Annotated in this window: 19 protein-coding genes; 14 read left to right on the plus strand and 5 right to left on the minus strand. The window is 66.3% G+C overall.

The window, feature by feature from the left end:
- Window positions 1-220 precede the first annotated feature (220 nt).
- From lepA to purT, 13 genes are all read left to right on the plus strand, one after another.
- Window positions 221-2,029: a translation elongation factor 4 gene (gene lepA / locus GRX31_RS07555; RefSeq protein WP_016447789.1), complete on the plus strand. Its 1,809-nt coding sequence runs from the start codon at window positions 221-223 to the stop codon at window positions 2,027-2,029.
- Complete coding sequence (gene lepB / locus GRX31_RS07560) at window positions 2,029-3,006, plus strand: signal peptidase I (protein ID WP_160852068.1); 978 nt, start codon at window positions 2,029-2,031, stop codon at window positions 3,004-3,006. The genes lepA and lepB overlap by 1 nt, the downstream gene beginning before the upstream one ends.
- Before the next feature lie 70 nt (window positions 3,007-3,076).
- Window positions 3,077-3,439: a DUF4845 domain-containing protein gene (locus GRX31_RS07565; RefSeq protein ID WP_016451179.1), complete on the plus strand. Its 363-nt coding sequence runs from the start codon at window positions 3,077-3,079 to the stop codon at window positions 3,437-3,439.
- On the plus strand, window positions 3,440-4,123 hold the full coding sequence (gene rnc / locus GRX31_RS07570) for a ribonuclease III (protein ID WP_012207060.1): 684 nt from the start codon (window positions 3,440-3,442) through the stop codon (window positions 4,121-4,123).
- Window positions 4,120-5,154 carry a GTPase Era gene (era, locus tag GRX31_RS07575; RefSeq protein WP_016447786.1) on the plus strand — a complete coding sequence of 345 codons (1,035 nt, stop codon included), beginning with the start codon at window positions 4,120-4,122 and terminating at the stop codon, window positions 5,152-5,154. Before rnc ends, era begins: the two co-directional genes overlap by 4 nt.
- A 27-nt stretch (window positions 5,155-5,181) precedes the next feature.
- The gene (recO, locus tag GRX31_RS07580; protein ID WP_016451180.1) at window positions 5,182-5,952 is read left to right on the plus strand and encodes a DNA repair protein RecO; all 771 of its coding nucleotides are present in this window, start codon (window positions 5,182-5,184) and stop codon (window positions 5,950-5,952) included.
- The gene (locus GRX31_RS07585; protein WP_160852070.1) at window positions 5,949-6,722 is read left to right on the plus strand and encodes a pyridoxine 5'-phosphate synthase; all 774 of its coding nucleotides are present in this window, start codon (window positions 5,949-5,951) and stop codon (window positions 6,720-6,722) included. Before recO ends, GRX31_RS07585 begins: the two co-directional genes overlap by 4 nt.
- Window positions 6,723-6,742: 20 nt before the next feature.
- Window positions 6,743-7,138, plus strand: a complete 396-nt coding sequence (gene acpS / locus GRX31_RS07590; RefSeq protein WP_016447783.1) for a holo-ACP synthase — start codon at window positions 6,743-6,745, stop codon at window positions 7,136-7,138.
- Window positions 7,139-7,187: 49 nt separating this feature from the next.
- Window positions 7,188-8,279: a beta-N-acetylhexosaminidase gene (nagZ, locus tag GRX31_RS07595; RefSeq protein ID WP_160852071.1), complete on the plus strand. Its 1,092-nt coding sequence runs from the start codon at window positions 7,188-7,190 to the stop codon at window positions 8,277-8,279.
- Window positions 8,280-8,388: 109 nt separating this feature from the next.
- Window positions 8,389-9,495 (plus strand): 6-phosphofructokinase, encoded by a 1,107-nt coding sequence (locus GRX31_RS07600; RefSeq protein ID WP_160852073.1) that lies wholly within the window; start codon window positions 8,389-8,391, stop codon window positions 9,493-9,495.
- A 7-nt stretch (window positions 9,496-9,502) separates the two neighbouring features.
- Window positions 9,503-10,162: a DUF1294 domain-containing protein gene (locus tag GRX31_RS07605; protein WP_160852075.1), complete on the plus strand. Its 660-nt coding sequence runs from the start codon at window positions 9,503-9,505 to the stop codon at window positions 10,160-10,162.
- An 18-nt stretch (window positions 10,163-10,180) separates the two neighbouring features.
- Entirely contained in the window at window positions 10,181-10,843 is a 663-nt protein-coding gene (locus GRX31_RS07610) for an HD domain-containing protein (protein WP_160852077.1), read from the plus strand.
- A gap of 110 nt (window positions 10,844-10,953) precedes the next feature.
- A complete protein-coding gene (gene purT, locus GRX31_RS07615; RefSeq protein WP_016451185.1) occupies window positions 10,954-12,171 on the plus strand; it encodes a formate-dependent phosphoribosylglycinamide formyltransferase in 1,218 nt (405 codons plus the stop codon).
- Between the two features lie 67 nt (window positions 12,172-12,238).
- Here purT and GRX31_RS07620 read toward each other — a convergent pair whose 3' ends face one another.
- The 5 genes from GRX31_RS07620 to GRX31_RS07640 all read right to left on the minus strand — a co-directional run bounded on the left by GRX31_RS07620 (window position 12,239) and on the right by GRX31_RS07640 (window position 17,797).
- On the minus strand, window positions 12,239-12,907 hold the full coding sequence (locus GRX31_RS07620; RefSeq protein ID WP_170962006.1) for a mechanosensitive ion channel family protein: 669 nt from the start codon (window positions 12,905-12,907) through the stop codon (window positions 12,239-12,241).
- A 108-nt stretch (window positions 12,908-13,015) separates the two neighbouring features.
- A complete protein-coding gene (locus GRX31_RS07625) occupies window positions 13,016-14,089 on the minus strand; it encodes a GGDEF domain-containing response regulator (RefSeq protein WP_016447776.1) in 1,074 nt (357 codons plus the stop codon).
- Window positions 14,090-14,208: 119 nt separating this feature from the next.
- Entirely contained in the window at window positions 14,209-15,225 is a 1,017-nt protein-coding gene (locus GRX31_RS07630) for a hypothetical protein (protein WP_046239858.1), read from the minus strand.
- A 91-nt stretch (window positions 15,226-15,316) separates the two neighbouring features.
- Window positions 15,317-16,876 (minus strand): lysine--tRNA ligase, encoded by a 1,560-nt coding sequence (lysS, locus tag GRX31_RS07635; protein ID WP_016447774.1) that lies wholly within the window; start codon window positions 16,874-16,876, stop codon window positions 15,317-15,319.
- Between the two features lie 246 nt (window positions 16,877-17,122).
- The gene (locus tag GRX31_RS07640) at window positions 17,123-17,797 is read right to left on the minus strand and encodes an LON peptidase substrate-binding domain-containing protein (protein WP_017405349.1); all 675 of its coding nucleotides are present in this window, start codon (window positions 17,795-17,797) and stop codon (window positions 17,123-17,125) included.
- A 90-nt stretch (window positions 17,798-17,887) separates the two neighbouring features.
- Between GRX31_RS07640 and GRX31_RS07645 the strand changes: the two genes are divergently transcribed.
- Window positions 17,888-18,445, plus strand: coding sequence for a YggT family protein (locus GRX31_RS07645; protein ID WP_160852078.1), 558 nt, complete (start codon window positions 17,888-17,890; stop codon window positions 18,443-18,445).
- Window positions 18,446-18,460: the final 15 nt, after the last annotated feature.

Genomic DNA, 18,460 nt, shown 5'->3' on the forward strand with positions numbered 1-18,460 from the left:
TCTGTTGATAAACTGTTGATAAATAATTGTGACAGATCAAGCCCGGAGCTTTGCAGGCCTTGTCAGGGCTTGGTTTCCAGCCCTTTTTGCCTACAATAAAGTCCCAACTATCGCAGTTGCCAGAGATTGTTGGTTCGGGGCGCGTCGTTCATGGACGCGCCCTTTTTTCTTGCGCGCCGACCCTGTCGTTTTCCACTTTCACTAGCAGTCCTTCTCGTTGATGAACCACATCAGAAATTTTTCCATCATTGCGCACATCGACCATGGCAAGTCGACGCTGGCCGACCGCCTGATCCAGCGTTGCGGAGGCCTGGCTGACCGTGACATGGAAGCCCAGGTGCTGGACTCGATGGATATCGAGAAAGAGCGCGGCATCACCATCAAGGCGCAGACGGCTGCCCTGCAGTACAAGGCCAAGGATGGTCAGGTCTACAACCTCAACCTCATCGACACGCCCGGCCACGTGGACTTCTCGTACGAAGTCTCGCGTTCCCTGTCGGCCTGCGAGGGAGCGCTGCTGGTGGTGGACGCCTCTCAGGGCGTAGAGGCACAGACCGTGGCCAACTGCTATACCGCGCTGGATCTCGGCGTGGAAGTGACGGCCGTTCTCAACAAGATGGATCTGCCGCAGGCCGACCCCGACAACGCCAAGGCCGAGATCGAGGACGTCATCGGCATCGATGCCAGCGATGCCATTCCCTGCTCGGCCAAGACCGGCATGGGCATCGACGAGATCCTGGAGGCCGTGGTTGCCAAGGTGCCGCCGCCCAAGGGCAATCCCAATGGCCAACTGCGCGCCATGATCATCGACAGCTGGTTCGACACTTACGTGGGCGTCGTGATGCTGGTGCGCGTGGTCGATGGTGAACTCAAGCGTGGCGAGCGCTTCAAGATGATGGCTTCGGGCGCTGCCTACGAAGCCAACAACCTTGGCGTGTTCACTCCGGCCGACGTGCCGCGCGACGCGCTGCGCGCCGGCGAGGTGGGTTACATCATCGCCGGCATCAAGGAACTCAAGGCAGCCAAGGTGGGCGACACCATCACGCTGGAAAAGAAGCTTCCCAACAATCTGGGCCCTGCCACCGAGGCCCTGCCCGGCTTCAAGGAAATCAAGCCCCAGGTGTTCGCGGGTCTGTACCCCACCGAAGCCAGCGAATATGACCAGCTGCGCGATGCGCTGGAAAAGCTGCAGCTCAACGATTCGTCCCTGCAGTTCGAGCCTGAAGTCTCGCAGGCGCTGGGCTTCGGCTTTCGCTGCGGCTTCCTGGGCCTGCTGCACATGGAAATCGTGCAGGAGCGCCTGGAGCGCGAATTCGACCAGGATCTGATCACCACCGCGCCCAGCGTGGTCTACGAAGTGGTCAAGGGCGATGGCGAGGTCATCCAGGTCGAGAACCCGTCCAAGATGCCCGATGCCGGCCGTATCGAGGAGGTGCGCGAGCCCATCGTGACCGTGCACCTGTACATGCCGCAGGACTATGTGGGTCCGGTGATGACGCTGGCCAACCAGAAGCGCGGCGTGCAGATCAACATGCAGTACCACGGTCGCCAGGTGATGCTCACCTATGAGATGCCGCTGGGCGAGATCGTGCTGGACTTCTTCGACAAGCTCAAGTCGGTCTCACGCGGCTATGCCTCCATGGACTACGAGTTCAAGGAGTACCGCGCCTCCGACGTGGTCAAGGTGGACATCCTGCTCAACGGCGAGAAGGTCGATGCGCTGTCCATCATCGTGCACCGCTCCCAGGCCACGTACCGCGGCCGGGCCGTGGTGGCGAAGATGCGCGAGATCATCAGCCGCCAGATGTTCGACGTGGCCATCCAGGCCGCCATCGGCGCCAACATCATTGCTCGGGAAACCGTCAAGGCCATGCGCAAGAACGTGCTGGCCAAGTGCTATGGCGGCGACATCACCCGCAAGCGCAAGCTGCTGGAGAAGCAAAAGGCCGGCAAGAAGCGCATGAAGCAGATCGGTTCGGTGGAAGTGCCTCAGGAGGCCTTCCTGGCCATCTTGCAAGTGGAGGATTGATGCAAGCCATGCAATGGATTACGGCCGTCGTGCTGGCGGCTTTCGTGGGCTATATCGGCGCCTGGTACACGGGCTTCATCGAGGGCAACTTCGCGTTGCTGCTGTTCCTGGCCACCGTGGTCACGGGCCTGTACTGGGTGGCCGAACGGCTGTATTTCCTGCCCCGCCGCCGCCGCGCCGCCGTGGCCATCGAGGAGGCTGCCGTGGCGCGCCGCGCAGAACTCGACCGCATGGGCATCGCCAAGACCGACATCGAGGTGTCGGAAGAGGCCAAGGGCCGCATCCTCATGCAGCCCTGGTGGCTGGACTGGACCGCGGGCCTGTTCCCCGTGATCGCCATCGTCTTTGTCCTGCGCTCGTTCCTGTTCGAGCCGTTCAAGATTCCCTCGGGCTCCATGATTCCCACGCTGCTCGTGGGCGACCTGATCCTGGTGAACAAGTTCACCTACGGCGTGCGGCTGCCGGTGATCAACACCAAGATCACCCAGGGCCAGCCGCTGCAGCGCGGCGATGTGGTGGTGTTCCGCTATCCTCCGCAACCCAGCCTGGACTACATCAAGCGCGTGGTGGGCCTGCCGGGTGACGAGATCTCCTATCTGAACAAGCGGCTGACGGTCAATGGCAAGGAAGTCCCGGTCAGCGAACTGCCGGACTTCTTCGACAAGGACGCGATGCGCTACTTCAAGCAGTACGAGGAGTCGCTGGGCTACAAGCCGCACCGCATGATCGTGAACCAGGACGTGCCCGCATTCATCCATGGTGCCAGCGGCTTCGAGTTCCGCGAGAACTGCCGCTACAGCGTCGAAGGCATCACCTGCAAGGTGCCCGAGGGCCAGTACTTCATGATGGGAGACAACCGCGACAATTCGCTGGATTCCCGATACTGGGGCTTTGTGCCCGACAAGAACATCGTTGGCCGGGCCTTCTTCGTCTGGATGAACTTCGGGGATTTCAAGCGCATCGGCGGCTTCCATTGATCACATGCATGCCTGAGGGCCAGATGCCCCCAGGCATGCGCGAGGGATTCACATCGGAGGAGGAAAAAGCATGTTGACATCGAACAACCGGCGTTCGCGCCAGCGCGGTCTGTCCTTTCTGGGACTGGTGTTTGTGATTGCCCTGGGCGTGGGTGTGGTGGCCGTGGGCGCACAATCAGTGCCGGTCTTCCTGGAGTACCAGGCCATCGTCAAGGCCGCCAACAAGGCGGCCCGCGAAGGCAATTCCGTGGCCGAGGTCAAGGCCAGCTTCGAGCGTTCCGCCGCCATTGATGACTTCACATCCGTGAAGGGCGCAGACCTCGAGGTGACCAAAATCAATGACCGTGTGGTGGTGGGGTTCGAATATTCGCGCGAGATCCATCTCGTGGGCCCCGCCTACCTGACTTACCGTTTTAAGAAGCAGACCCAATAGGTGCCTCCCTTACTGAATGCGCTGCAGCTGAGGCTGCAGCATCAATTTGCCGAGCCTGCATTGCTGCAGCGTGCCGTCACGCACCGCAGCTTCTCGGCAGACAACAACGAGCGCCTGGAATTCCTCGGCGACTCGGTGCTGAATCTTGCCATTTCCAGCCTGCTCTACCAGCGGCTCAGTTCCATGCCCGAGGGCGATCTGTCCCGCGTGCGCGCCAACCTGGTCAAGGAAGGCACGCTGCACCAGATCGCGCTGAGGCTGCAGTTGCCCGATCTGCTGCGCCTGGGCGAAGGCGAATCCAAGTCGGGCGGCAAGCAACGCCCCTCCATCCTGGCCGATGCGGTCGAGGCCCTGATCGGCGCAGTGTATCTGGACGCCGGCTACGCTGCGGGCGAGAAGGTGGTACACCATCTCTTCGAGGGCGTGGACATCAACCCCCACATGCGCGCAGCCGAAAAGGATGCGAAGACGGCCCTGCAGGAATGGCTGCAGGGGCGGCGCATGAAGCTGCCGCAGTACGAAGTGGTTGCCACCACGGGCGCCGCCCATCGCCAGACCTTCGAGGTGGCCTGCGCGATTGCCGAGTTGCAACTGCAGGCCCGGGGAACGGGTGCCTCGCGCAGGGCCGCCGAGCAGACGGCTGCCACAGCCATGCTGGAACTATTGAAAGCAAGACACGCATGAACCAAGACAAACCCCCGGCGCCGGCACAGACCGCCGCCGAACTCGATGCCCTGCTGGCTGCGGCCAAGCCCGGCGCTGGCGCAGCTCGCACGGCATCCGCTGCTGATGACACCCCGGCACCCGAGGTGCCGACCGGCCCGCAGCGCTGCGGCCTGATCGCCATCGTCGGCAAGCCCAATGTGGGCAAGTCCACGCTGATGAATGCGCTGGTGGGCCAGAAGATCAGCATCACCTCGCGCAAGGCGCAGACCACGCGCCACCGCATCACGGGCATTCGCACGCGCGCCGCGACGCAATTCATCTTTGTCGATACGCCGGGTTTCCAGACCAAGCACAGCACGGCACTGAACAAGTCGCTCAACAAGACCGTGATGGGCGCCATCGGCGACGTGGACCTGATCCTGTTCGTCGTGGAAGCCGGCCAGTTCACGCTGGCCGATGCCAAGGTGCTGTCGCTGTTCAAGCCTGGCATCCCCACGCTGCTGATCGCCAACAAGCTGGACACCGTGGGCCGCCGTGCCGAGATCGCCCCCTGGCTCAAGGGCATGCAGGAGCGCCATCCGTTCGCCGAGTTCGTGCCCATGTCGGCCAAGAACAAGGGAGACATCGAGCGCCTGTTCGGCATCTGCGAGAAGTACCTGCCCGAGCAGGACTGGATGTACGCCGCCGACGAGCTGACCGACCGCAGCGAGAAGTTCCTCGCCTCGGAGACCGTGCGCGAGAAGCTGTTCCGATTCACGGGCGACGAGCTGCCCTACACCTCCACGGTGGTCATCGACAAGTTCGAGGAAGAGGCCAGCAAGCAGCACAAGCGTTTCATCCGCGTGGCGGCCACCATCGTGGTCGAGCGCGACGGCCACAAGGCCATGATCATCGGAGAGAAGGGCGAGCGCCTCAAGCGCATCAGCACCGAGGCGCGCCAGGAGCTGGAGAAGCTCATGGATGCCAAGGTCTTCCTCGAAGTCTGGGTCAAGGTCCGCTCCGGCTGGGCCGACGACGAAGCCCGCGTGCGTTCGTTCGGCTACGAGTGAGCACCCTTACCGCAAGGCCCTGCGTCCATGGCTAGCGCCAAGCGTGTCTCGGACGAGCCGGCCTTCGTCCTGCACAGCTACGACTGGAGCGAGTCCAGCCTGATCCTTGAGGTCTTCACGCGTCACCGGGGCCGCGTGGCGCTGGCGGCCAAGGGCGTCAAGCGGCCGACCTCGAACTTTCGCCCCGTGCTGCTGCCGCTGCAGCCGCTGAGCCTGAGCTACAGCCTGGGCGGCGAGGGCAATGGCGAGATCCATACCCTCAAGGGCGCAGAGTGGGTGGGCGGGCATGTCATGCCCCAGGGTGACGCCCTGCTGTCGGGCCTGTACCTCAACGAGCTGCTGATGCGCCTGCTGGCGCGCGACGATCCCTACGCGGCGCTGTTCGACATCTATGCCGGCGTGGTGCGCGTGCTGGCAGGCCAGCATGGCGATGCCATCGAGCCCGTGCTGCGCACCTTCGAGCTGCTGCTGCTGCGCGAACTGGGCCATCTGCCTGCCTTGAATGAGGAAAGCGCCACGCTGGCTCCGCTGGCCGAGGGGCGTCGCTATGCGCTGGTGGCCGAAGGCGGCCTGCGCCCGGCGCTGCAGGGCGAGCGCGCCGTGCTGGGCGCTGCGCAATGGCAGGCCATTGAAAGCGCGCTGCAGGCACGGCAGGCCTTCAACGCCACACTGCATGTGGTGGCCCAGCCCGAGGCGGCGCTGGCCCTCAAGCCCCAACTGAGGGCCTTGCTGCAATACCATTGCGGCAGTCCCATGCTGCGCACCCGCCAGCTGATGATGGATCTGCAATCGCTATGAATCTTTCCCACGCTTCGCAGCGCACGGCGCTGTCGGTCAATGTCAACAAGGTTGCGCTGCTGCGCAACACGCGCCATCTGGGCATTCCCAGCGTGACGCGCGCCGCGCGCATCTGCCTGGAGGCCGGTGCCCAGGGCATCACCATCCATCCGCGTCCCGACCAGCGCCATATCCGCAGCGAAGATGTCTATGAACTGCATGCGCTGATGAAGCAGTGGCCGCAGGCGGAGTTCAACATCGAGGGCAACCCGACGCAGAACCTGATGGACTTCATCCGGGCCACGCGCCCGCACCAGGCCACCTTCGTGCCCGACAGCGAGGACCAATTCACCAGCGACCATGGCTGGAACTTCCCGCAGGACGCCGAGCGCCTGAAGCCGCTGATCGCCGAATGCCGCCAACTCGGCGTGCGCGTCAGCCTGTTCATGGACCCGGTTCCCGCACAGATGGCCGCTGCGCGCGCCGCGGGCGCCGACCGGGTCGAGCTGTACACCGAGCCCTATGCGGCCGCCTGGGGCACGGCAGACCAGGAAGTTCAACTGCAGGCCTACGCGGCGGCGGCCCAGGCTGCGCTGGACGCCGGGCTGGGCATCAATGCCGGCCATGACCTCAGCCGCGACAACCTGGCCGCCTTCGTGGCGCGCGTGCCGGGCCTGCTCGAAGTCTCCATCGGCCATGCGCTGATCGCCGACGCGCTGGAGCTGGGCTACGCCCAAACCGTGCGCGCCTACCAGCAGTGCATAGACCAGGGCATGGCGGCGCGCGCCTGAAGCTTTCGCGGAGCGAATCCATGATCTACGGCATCGGTACCGACATCTGCGACGTGCGCCGCATCCGCGCCAGCCTGGAGCGCCATGGCGACCGTTTCGCCGAGAAGGTGCTGGCCGAAGGCGAACTGTCCACCTGGCGAGCCCGCCGCGCGCGCTGGCCCGAGCGCGGCATCCGCTTCGTCGCCACGCGCTTTTCCGCCAAGGAGGCCTTTTCCAAGGCCATAGGCATGGGCATGGTCATGCCCATGACCTGGCGCAGCTGCGAGGTCGTCAAGCTGCCCAGTGGCCAGCCAGCCATCGTGCTGCACGGCGCGCTCAAGGAATGGTTCGAGGCACGGAACCTGCAGGTTCACCTGTCCGTGACCGACGAGAGCGACTACGCGGCCAGCTTCTGCGTGGTCGAGCGCCGCGCCTGACACCCGGCCGGCGCAGCGCTGGCTTTTTTGACTCCACAGGATTCATAGCATGACCGAGCACGGACCCCTGATCATCGACATCGCCGGCAAGGCGCTCACCGACGCGGACCGCCGGCGCCTGGCGCATCCGCTGGTCGGCGGCATCATCCTCTTCGCCCGCAACTGGGAAAGCCGCGAGCAACTGGTGCAGCTGTGCGCCGATATCAAGGGCGTCAAAGCCGACCTGCTGATCTGCGTGGACCACGAGGGCGGGCGCGTGCAGCGTTTTCGTGCCGACGGATTCACGCATCTGCCGCCCATGCGCGCCTTCGGCCAGATGTGGATGGACGACGGCAAGGGCAGCAGGCAGCGCGAAGGCAGCGGCGCCCTGGCTGCCATGAACGCCGCCACGGCGGCCGGCTACGTGCTGGGCACCGAACTGCGCGCCTGCGGCGTGGATTTCAGCTTTACCCCGGTGCTGGACCTTGACTATGGTGCCAGCAGCGTCATCGGCGACCGCAGCTTCCACCGCGACCCGCGCGTGGTGGCGGCGCTGGCCCGCAGCCTCATGCACGGCCTGCTGCAGGCCGGCATGGGCAACTGCGGCAAGCACTTTCCCGGCCACGGCTTCGTCAAGGCCGATTCGCATGTGGACATTCCGGTCGATGGCCGCAGCCTCACCGCCATCCTGGGCGAGGATGCCGCGCCCTATCCCTGGCTGTCCAGCGTGCTCACGGCCGTGATGCCGGCCCACGTGATCTACCCCAAGGTCGACAGGCGCCCGGCCGGTTTTTCCGCCAAGTGGCTCAAGGACATCCTGCGCAGCCGCCTGCGCTACGACGGCGCCATCTTCAGCGACGACCTGAGCATGGAGGGCGCGCGCCGCATCGACGGGCAACTCATCGGCTACACCGACGCAGCCCTGGCCGCGCTGGAGGCCGGCTGCGACATGGTGCTGCTGTGCAACCAGAGCCTGGGCCTGGGCGAGCATGTGGACGAGCTGCTGGCCGGCATGGAGGCCGCGCAGCGCAGTGGCCGCTGGCAGCCCGATGCCGACAGCGAATCGCGCCGCCTGGCCCTGCTGCCGGAGACCGTGCCCCAGCCCTGGGACGATCTCATGCGCCAGCCGGCCTACCTCCAGGCGCTGGACCTGCTGCCTTGATGGATTGACGAGCGCAGCGGCTGGCCGGCTGAGGGCTGGCGGGCTTTGCAAAGGCTGTGCGGGCCATGGAGGACGCGCACGCCAAGTGTTTTCACAGGAGAGTTTTCCCATGCGCGTTGGCGTGCTGACCGGAGGTGGCGACTGCCCCGGCCTGAATGCGGTGATCCGTGCGGTCACCAAGTCCCTGATCAACCACGGCCAGTGCGAGGTGCTGGGCATTGCCGACGGCTTCGAGGGCCTGATGCTCGACCCGCCCGGCGTCAAGCCCCTGGGCTGGGACGAGGTCTCGGGCATCCTGCATGTGGGCGGCACCATCCTGGGCACCAGCAACAGCGCCAACCCCCTGCGCGATGCGGCCACGCTGGAGCATGTGGGCCGCAATGTCCGGGCGCTGGGACTGGACGTGGTGGTGGCCATCGGCGGCGACGGCACCATGAGCCTGGCGCATGGCCTGGCCGAACAGGTGGGACTGACCTGCGTGGGCGTGCCCAAGACCATCGACAACGACATTGCCAACTGCGAGCGCAGCTTTGGTTTCGACACCGCCGTGGCCACGGCCACCGAGGCGCTGCGCCGCATCGAGAGCACAGCCAACAGCCACCACCGCGTGATGATCGTCGAGACCATGGGGCGCCATGCCGGATGGCTGGCGCTGGAGGCCGGCATTGCCGGTGCGGCCGACGTCATCCTGCTGCCCGAGATCGACTACGACCTGCAGGCCATCGTGGATTTCTGCCGCATGCGCGAGCAGCGCCAGCGCTACACCATCATCTGCATCGGCGAGGGCGCCAAGGAAAGCGGTGCCAGCCTCACGGTCCGTGAGCGCATAGAGCAAAGCCCGGACCCCGTACGCCTGGGCGGCGTCGGCCATGTGCTGCGCGAGCGCCTGCAGCCCCATCTCAGGAGCGAGGTGCGCACCACGGTGCTGGGCCATGTGCAACGCGGCGGCGACCCCACTCCCTTTGACCGCGTGCTGGCCACCCAGTACGGCCACCATGCGGCGCAGCTGGTGCTGTCCGGCGGCTTTGGGCGCATGGTCACGCTGCAGGGCGGGCAGATCGGCAGCGTGGAAATCTCACGCGTGGCCAACACCCAGCGCACCGTGCCGCTGGACCACGGCCTGCTCACCATGGCGCGCGACATAGGCATTTGCCTGGGCGAGCCCCGCAAGCCTGCTGCGTCGCCGGCCGCCGCTGGCCGCGCTGGCCGCCACTGAGCCCGCCATGCGGCAACAGGGGCGCATCACCGGCTGGAAGGACGATCAGGGCTTCGGCTTCATCGAGCCCGATGGCGGCGGGGCGCCGGTCTTTGTCCACATCAAGTCCTTCACCGACCGCCGCCGCAGGCCCGAGGGCGGCGAGCGCGTCAGCTACGTGCCCGGCCGCAACGCCCAGGGGAAATGGCGCGCCCAGGATGTCGCCTTCATTGGCGAGTCCAGGAGCGGCCATCCGCAGCCTGCGCGGCGACGCCGTGCCGGCATGTCCTCGCGGCCTCAGTCAACTGTGCGAGGCCAGGTGGCAGTGGGGCTGGCCGCTGCTTTCTTCTGCGTGCTGATGGCCGTTGCCTGGATTGGCCGCATGCCCTGGGCACTGGTCGGCCTGTATGCGGCGGCAAGCCTGGTGACCTTCATGGTCTACGGATTCGACAAGTCCGCCGCCGTGCACGACCGCTGGCGTACCAGCGAAGGCCGCCTGCACCTGCTGGCGCTGCTGGGCGGCTGGCCTGGCGCGCTGCTCGCGCAAGGGCTGCTGCGGCACAAGTCCAGCAAGGCCTCGTTCCGTTTGGTGTTCTGGATCACCGTGGGGATCAACTGCGGCCTGCTGGCCTGGCTGCTGTCACCGGCGGGTGCGCCGTTGCGGGCTCTGGCACCCGGCATCTTCTGAAGACCCAAGGAGCAGGCGATGACCCAGGCTGGACCAGGGGCCGAAATGCCCAGCGCAAACGATGCATCGCTGCAGACCTGGCAGGCATCTTGGCAGCATGCCTGGTCCGCACTGGGCGCCAGCGCGCCGCAGCCTGTGCTGGCCGAGCTGCTGCAAAGCTACAGCGAGCCCCAGCGCCACTACCACACGCTGCAGCACCTGGGGGAGGCCCTGGGCCTGCTGCAGCCGGCGCTGGGCCTGGCCGCGCACCCCGGCGAGGTGGCGCTGGCGCTGTGGTTCCATGATGCCGTCTACGAAACCCAGGCCAAGGACAACGAGGCGCGCAGCGCCGACTGGGCCGTGGCCGTGGTGCGCGGGCAGGGTCTGCCGGCGGAGGTGGCCGGGCGCGTGCACGGCCTGATCATGGCGACCTGCCACGCGGCACAGCCGTCCGGGATCGACGCCCAACTGCTGGTGGATGCCGACCTGGGCATTCTCGCGGCCGACCCTCTGCGGTTTGCCGAGTACGAGGTACAGGTGCGGGCCGAGTACGAATGGGTGCCCTTGCCGCTGTACCGCGCCAGGCGCCGCGAGGTGTTGCTGGGCTTCATGCAGCGCGAGGCCATCTACTGCACCGACTGGTTCCGGCAACGGCTGGAGGCGCGGGCGCGGTGCAACCTCGCGCAGGCGCTGGGTTTGTAGGCGGCGCCTGTGTCGGCATCCTATGATCGGGGGCTGCGGCGGGCCGTGCAGGCCTGCCTCCCTCTCTTTCTTATCTTGCCCAGGCTCTGCCTGGCTCACCGGACGCGCAGATGACCACCCTTGGAACCCCTTACTCCCCCCATGCCACCAAAGTCATGCTGCTGGGCAGCGGCGAACTCGGCAAGGAAGTGCTGATCGCGCTGCAGCGCCTGGGCGTGGAAACCATTGCCGTGGACCGTTACGAGAACGCGCCCGGTCAGCAGGTGGCCCACCACGCACGCACCATCACCATGAGCGATCCGGCCCAGCTCAAGGCCTTGATCGAGGCCGAGAAACCCGACCTGGTCGTGCCCGAGATCGAGGCCATTGCCACGCCCATGCTCGAAGAGCTGGAGGCGGCAGGCGTGGTCACCGTGATCCCCACGGCCCGCGCCGCGCGCCTGACCATGGACCGCGAAGGCATTCGCCGCCTGGCCGCCGAGACGCTGGGCCTGGCCACCAGCCCTTACCGCTTCTGTGATTCGCAGCAGGAACTGCAGGCTGCCATCGACGGCACGGATGGCCAGCCCGCCATCGGCTTTCCCTGCGTGGTCAAGCCCGTGATGAGCAGCTCGGGCAAGGGCCAGAGCAAGCTGGACGGCCCGGACGACGTGGCCAAGGCCTGGGACTACGCCATGGCCGGCGGCCGCGTGAGCCATGGCCGTGTGATCGTCGAAGGCTTCATCGACTTCGACTACGAAATCACCCAGCTCACGGTGCGCGCCAAGGGTGCGGACGGCCAGGTGCAGACGCATTTCTGCGATCCCATCGGCCACATCCAGCAGTCCGGCGACTATGTGGAAAGCTGGCAGCCCCATCCCATGCACCCGGCGGCGCTGCAGAAGTCGCGCGACATCGCCAAGGCGGTGACCGATGACCTGGGCGGCCTGGGCCTGTTTGGCGTGGAGCTGTTCGTCAAGGGCGAGCAGGTCTGGTTCAGCGAAGTCTCGCCACGCCCGCACGACACGGGGCTGGTCACGCTGGCCACGCAGTGGCAAAGCGAATTCGAGCTGCATGCGCGCGCCATTCTGGGCCTGCCCGTGGATGCCTCGCTGCGCAACCCCGGCGCCAGCGCCGTGATCTATGGCGGGCAGGATGCCGAAGGCCTGGTGTTCGACGGCGTGGACGAGGCCCTGGCCGTGCCGGGCACGGACTTGCGCCTGTTTGGCAAGCCAGAGAGCTTCGTCAAGCGCCGCATGGGCGTGGCCCTGGCGCGCGCCCAGGATGTGGAGCAGGCGCGCACCAACGCCAAGCTGGCCGCCAGCAAGGTCCGGCCGCGCAAGCCCTGAGGCGCTGCCCAATGACAAAGCCGCCGTCCCTTTGCCGGGCGGCGGCTTTTTTCATGGGGTGCCGGCCTTAGTTGGTCGTGTGCATGGGAGGCTGCGAGGGCTGGGCATCATGCGGCGTGGTCAGCCGGATGGCGCGCTCCTCCTCGCCATGGCTGGCATGCTCGCCATCCGCGCCCAGGCCCCCCTTCCAGCGCCGGACCACGCGCTGGAAGATCAGCGAGTTGGGGATCTGCAGCAGATTGGGCGAGCCATCGGGCGCATGGGCATCCTGCAAGGTGGTGTAGAGCATGTTGATGTCGATCACGCGGCCCTTGGCACCGGGCTTTTCGGCCGTGTCCAGCACCTCGATGTAGTCGCCCAGGCGAAAGGGCCCGACGATGACGATGAGCAGGGCGCAGAACAGATTGGACAGCACGCTCCAGGCCGCAAAGAAGGCCACGGCGCCCACGGTGGCAAAGCCGGTGAAGGCCGTCCACAGCACGGTGGCCGAGACGCCCAGGCGCTCCAGTACCAGCGGCACGGTGGCGGCAATCAGAATCCAGCGGAACACGCCGCGCAGCGGCACCAGCAGCTCCGGCGGCAGGCCGTAGTGCCGGCCCGCGCGTGCGATCAGCCGGCGAACCAGGCGATTGAGCAGCCAGGCCGCGCCGATGATCAGCAGGATCTGGGCACCGGGGATGATGAACTCCAGCCAATCCTGCATCCAGGTGGGCAGGTGCGCTTGAAAACGACGCATAACTTCAAACATTCAGGAAACAGGAATCCGCTTTCGGGACCCGGATGCGCGGCTTGCGCGCGCCCGGCATTGAGCTGCGATCGTAAGCGCAGGCGCAAGGCCCGGCAGTCAGGTGCGGCGCTGCTCCACCGTGTCCATCTGCATCTCGAAGCTGAAGAAGCGGTCGCGCCCCTGCGCCTTGGCCGCGTACAGAGCCTGGTCGGCACGCATGAGCATGGCTTCGGCGCTGGTGTATTCGTCGGGGACGCAGGTGGTGATGCCGCCCGACAGCGTGAGGCCCGATTCATGGGGTGAGTCGGGGTGGCGTATGCGCAGCACGCGCAGCATCTGGCCCACGGCACGCGCGAACGTCATGGCCCCCGAGCGTGGCGTGCGCGGCAGGATGAGCGCGAATTCCTCGCCGCCATAGCGCGCCGCCACGTCACGCGGGCGCACGCAGACCTCGCGCAGCAGGCGTCCTATCTGTTTCAGGCATTCATCGCCATGCACATGGCCATAGGTGTCGTTGTAGCGCTTGAAATGGTCCAGGTCGCAGAGCATCAGCGTCAGCGGCTGGCCCTCGCGGCGGGCCGAGGCGATCTCGGCATGCAGGATGCGGTCGAAGCCTCGGCGGTTGACCAGGCCCGTGAGCTGGTCGAGCTCGACCATTTCGTTGAGCTTCTGGTTGGCCTCATGCAGCTCGGCCGACAGCGATACCAGGCGCCGGCGCATGTCCAGCAGGCGGCGCATGGCGCGCAGCTTGGCCACGAGCACGATGGGCTTGACGGGCTTGACCAGGTAGTCGTCGCCTCCGGCCTCGATGCCGCGCCACACGTCCAGGTCATTGTCCAGTCCGGACAGGAAGATGACGGGCGTCCACTCGCCGGGCTCGGCCTCGCGCAGCTGGCGGGCCACCCAGTAGCCGTCCTCGCCCGGCAGACGGATGTCGAGCAGCACGAGGTCGGGGCGCTGCTCGCGGAACAGTGCCAGGGCGCTGGGGCCATCGGCAGCCTCCAGCACGCGGGTCACGCCGGCATGCAGCAGCTCGCTGACCAGACTGGTGCGTACCGAGGCCTGGTCTTCCACGACCAGCACGCAAAACGGCGATGCCTCGTCCGTCGGCTTGGCGAAGCGCGCTCCGGTGGGCTCGATGGCGGGAGAGTCGGTGCTGTCGGTGGGCGAAGGTGGTGGGGCAGCGGGCATGGCCTTCAGGGTTGTGAGACCAGAAATGGGTCAGGGGGCTGCGCAGTACGCGGCATGGGGGTGGCGCCAGTGTAAGTCGGTCGTTGTATTCGTGTGCGATTGTGGATGCCCGGCTTTCTTCAGGCCAGGGGCAGGTCCGTGCGGGCCCGGCTGGCTTCGTCGTGCCATTGCACGAAGGCGTCGGCGGCCGCACACAGGCGTGGGTTGCCCAGTTGCTGCAGTAGCCTGCAAGCTGCAAAGCCCTGGGCTTTTTCGTCATAGGCAAGCGCCCACTGGCGGCGCTCTTGCCGCGTCTGCTCGGGCTGGGGCCAGCGGCGCAGCGAGGTGGACAGTCCGGTCAGGCCCATGCGCCAGGGCTTGCCCGATACGCGGGCGCGAAAGCACTGCTGGCGCTCGCACAGCAGGGCATAGAGCGGGTCCACCTGCAAGGCGTCGAACAACTGCGCGACGGCAGGGTCGTCGGGTGCGAAATCGGTATGCGTGACGATGACACGCAGGCCCTTGGGCGTTTCATAGACGCGCAGCCCCCAGTCGGCATGGCTTTGGTGGAAGGCCTGTACGCGCTCCATGGCGCGTGCGGACGGCGAGTCCGTGGCCGCGCGCCGGCGCGCCTGCCGCGCCTCCCACCAGCGCTGCACGCGCCGCATGGCCAGGAACAGCAGCAGCACGACCAGCGCCGTGGCCACCATCCTCGAATTGTTCTTGTGCGGTGCCAGCCGGGCCAGCCAGGTGGCGGCCGAAGCCAGCAAAAGCAGGGTCACGACGGGAAAGCGCACAGCGCTGGGCGGCTCGGGCAGGTCGATATCGGCGATGGCCACGCGCTCGGTGTTCAGGCAGTGGGCGCCGTAGCTGTTGCGTGTCATTACCGTGCCGTCGCGCCGCTGCAGGACCTCTTCGCGTATGGGGGTGCTGAAGCCGTCGAGCGCGTACTCGTTCTTCCATTCCATGCGCGGCTCGCCTGGGGGCAGCGCCGCATTGCGGGCGTCTTGCAGGGCCTTGGCGGCACGCTCCTGGGCGTGGGCCTGGGCAGCCTCCTGGCTGGTGTCGGACCATCCCCAGCGCTGGACGGTGATGCCGTGGGTGGGGCGGCTTTCATGCCGCAGGCGCGCCTGCGCCCAGTAGGTGGGGATGTGCATGGCGAGCCAGTATAGGGAAAAGCCGCCTGGCTCCCAAGGGAACGCAGGCGGCTTCAGTTGGCCATGCGCGCAGGCGCTGGATGCCGGGGGGTTACTGTTCGCGGCGCAGGGCGGGGAACAGGATCACGTCGCGGATGCTAGCGCTGTCGGTCAGCAGCATCATCAGGCGGTCGATGCCGATGCCGCAGCCGCCCGTGGGGGGCATGCCGTACTCGAGGGCACGCACGAAGTCGTGGTCGAAGTACATGGCTTCGTCGTCGCCGCCGTCCTTGGCCTGGACCTGGGCGTTGAAGCGCGCGGCCTGGTCCTCGGCGTCGTTGAGTTCGGAGAAGCCGTTGCCGAATTCACGGCCCGTGATGTACAGCTCGAAGCGCTCGGTGACTTCGGGGCGCTCGTCATTGGCGCGTGCCAGCGGCGAGATCTCGGTGGGGTGCTCCATGATGAAGGTGGGCTGCCAGAGCTTTTCCTCGACCACTTCCTCGAAGTACAGCACCTGCAGGCTGGCCAGGGTACGGGTGGACAGGCGGTCCTTTTCTTCCGTCATGCCCAGCTTGCGCAGGGCATTGGTCAGCCATTCGCGGTCGGCCACCTTGTCACCGGCTTCGGTGAACTTGACGATGGCTTCGGGAATGGTCAGGCGCTGGAAGGGCTGGGACAGGTCCACGGGCTTGCCGCCGTAGGTCAGCTGCAGCGTGCCCACGGCCTTTTGCGCGGCGTCGCGCACCAGTGCCTCGGTGTAGTCCATCAGGTCGCGGTAGTTCCAGTAGGCCGCGTAGAACTCCATCATGGTGAACTCGGGGTTGTGGCGCACCGAGATGCCTTCGTTGCGGAAGTTGCGATTGATCTCGAACACGCGCTCGAAGCCGCCGACCACCAGGCGTTTGAGGTACAGCTCGGGCGCGATGCGCAGGTACATCTCCTGGTCCAGCGCGTTGTGGTGGGTGACGAAGGGCTTGGCGTTGGCGCCGCCGGGAATGGGATGCAGCATGGGCGTCTCCACTTCCAGGAAGCCATGCTCCACCATGAATTCGCGGATGCCCGAGACGGCCTTGCTGCGCGCGATGAAGCGGCGGCGGGCCTGCTCGTCCATCATCAGGTCCACGTAGCGCTGGCGCACCTTCTGCTCCAGATCGGCCATGCCGTGGAACTTGTCAGGCATGGGGCGCAGGCTCTTGGTGAGCAGGCGCAGCGTCTGCACCTTGACCGACAGCTCGCCGGTCTTGGTCTTCATCAGCGTGCCTTCGGCGCCCAGGATGTCGCCCAGGTCCCAGCGCTTGAAGGCCGCATAGACCTCCTCGCCCACGGTGTCGCGCGTGATGTACAGCTGGATGCGGCCGTGCGTGGGGCCCAGCGATCCGTCCTGGATGGTGGCGAAGCTGGCCTTGCCCATGACGCGCTTGAGCATCATGCGGCCGCCCAGGCTGACCTGCACGGATTCGGCGTCGAGCTGCTCGGCGCTCTTGTCGGCATGGGCCTGCTGCAGGGCCTCGGCGCGGTCGGCCGGCTTGAAGTCGTTGGGGAAGGCCACGCCGCCCTGTTCACGCACCTGTTCGCGCAGGGCCTTGAGTTTTTCGCGGCGCTCGGCGATGAGTTGGTTTTCGTCCTGGGGAGCGGTCTGGTCCGCTGCAGATGGTGTGTTGTGTTCGGTCATGACAATGAGCGCCAGCGCAAAACGCCGAGGGGCCGGAAAAAAGCCGGAGGGGGAAATCGGGGAAAGCCGAAAAAAAGCCAGGCGGGAAGGGCTGGAAAATGCAGCGGCAGCAGCAAATGCCACCGGCAGGCCCCGCAGCTGGCGGGCTGAATTCGCGATTTTAAGTTTTTTGTCGCGCTTTCGGTGCGTGGTGCCGTCAATGTGCCGGACCTTGCTGCGGTATGACGCCGCAGGACCGCCAATTCGTCAGTGCGCGGCGGGCGGGGGGCCGGGCGCCGTCCCCTGCGAATTGCCTATGCCGCTGCGTTCCAGCACATCCGCCACCAGCTCCAGCCGCACCAGCGGGCTGTCCAAGGCCATCAGTTGCTGCTTGATGGACACGGGCAGGGGCAGCAGCTCGGTCCAGCGGTTGGCCACCCAGCCGCAGTCGCCCATCTGTTCGGCGCTGGGCAGCCGGGCATGGTCGGCGTCGGTGGATCGTGCGTGCAGCTGCATCAGCACCTGGGCCAGGGCCTGGGCCGTGGCGAGCAGGTGATCGGGGACGGGGACGGCGGTGTCGGCAGGCAGCAACTGCACATCGGCCACCCACAGGCCGTGGGGCAGCTGCCGGTGATCCTGCATGCGAAAGCGCTGCGTGCCCTCGCACTGCAGGTGCAGCAGGCCGGGCTGGGGCTGCTGCAGCTGGACGATGCGTGCCAGCGTGCCCACGGCATGCAGCTGCTCGGCGGCCGCACCGGCCTTGCGCACTTCGCTGCCGGCCTGCAATGCCACCACGCCGAAGGGGGCTCCCGTGCGCTCGCACTTGCGGATCATGTCGAGGTAGCGGACCTCGAAGACGCGAAGGCTCAGCAGGCCTTGGGGAAAAAGGACGCTGCCCAGGGGGAAAAGCGGCAGGGAGTGCAGTGCGGTATGGGCGGTCATGTGATGGGCGGGATGCGGCAGCTATCATCCCATGCTGTGCCAAGGCCGGCTGGCCGTGGTCCGATCTTCCTCTCGCAGTCCTACAACGCCATGCTTTTTCAGATCGTTTCCTTTTTGCTCGATGTGGTCGTTGGCCTGCTGACCGGCGTCTGCCTGTTGCGCATGTACATGCAGGCCCAGCGCATTCCCTTCGGCAACCCGGTCGGCCGACTGGTGTTTGCGCTGTCCGACTGGATCGTGATGCCGCTGCGCCGCGTCATCAAGCCGGCCGGGCGCTGGGACATGTCCAGCCTGATCGCGGCCTTCCTGCTGCAGATGCTGCAGTTCGTGCTGCTGTGGCTGCTGATGGGCGGGCAGTCCAATGTGGTCGCCTTGCCGTGGCTGGCCCTGTGCGGCCTGGCGCGCGTGGCGCTGTCGGGCATGGTGGGCGTGCTGCTGATCTATGTCATCTTGTCGTGGGTGCAGCCGCAGTCGCCGATGTACGGCGTGCTGCAGCGCCTGTCCGAGCCCATGCTGCGGCCCATTCGCCGCATCGTGCCCCTGATCGGCGGTATCGATCTGTCGGCACTGGTGGCCCTGGTGCTGCTGCAGATTGCGCTGATGGTGCTGGGCTATATCCAGGGCTCGGGCCTGATGCTGCTGGCCTGATTTCCCCAGTTTCCC

The organism is Delftia sp. CH05 (genome assembly GCF_009827015.1).
In the GTDB taxonomy this organism is placed as follows: domain Bacteria; phylum Pseudomonadota; class Gammaproteobacteria; order Burkholderiales; family Burkholderiaceae_C; genus Comamonas; species Comamonas tsuruhatensis.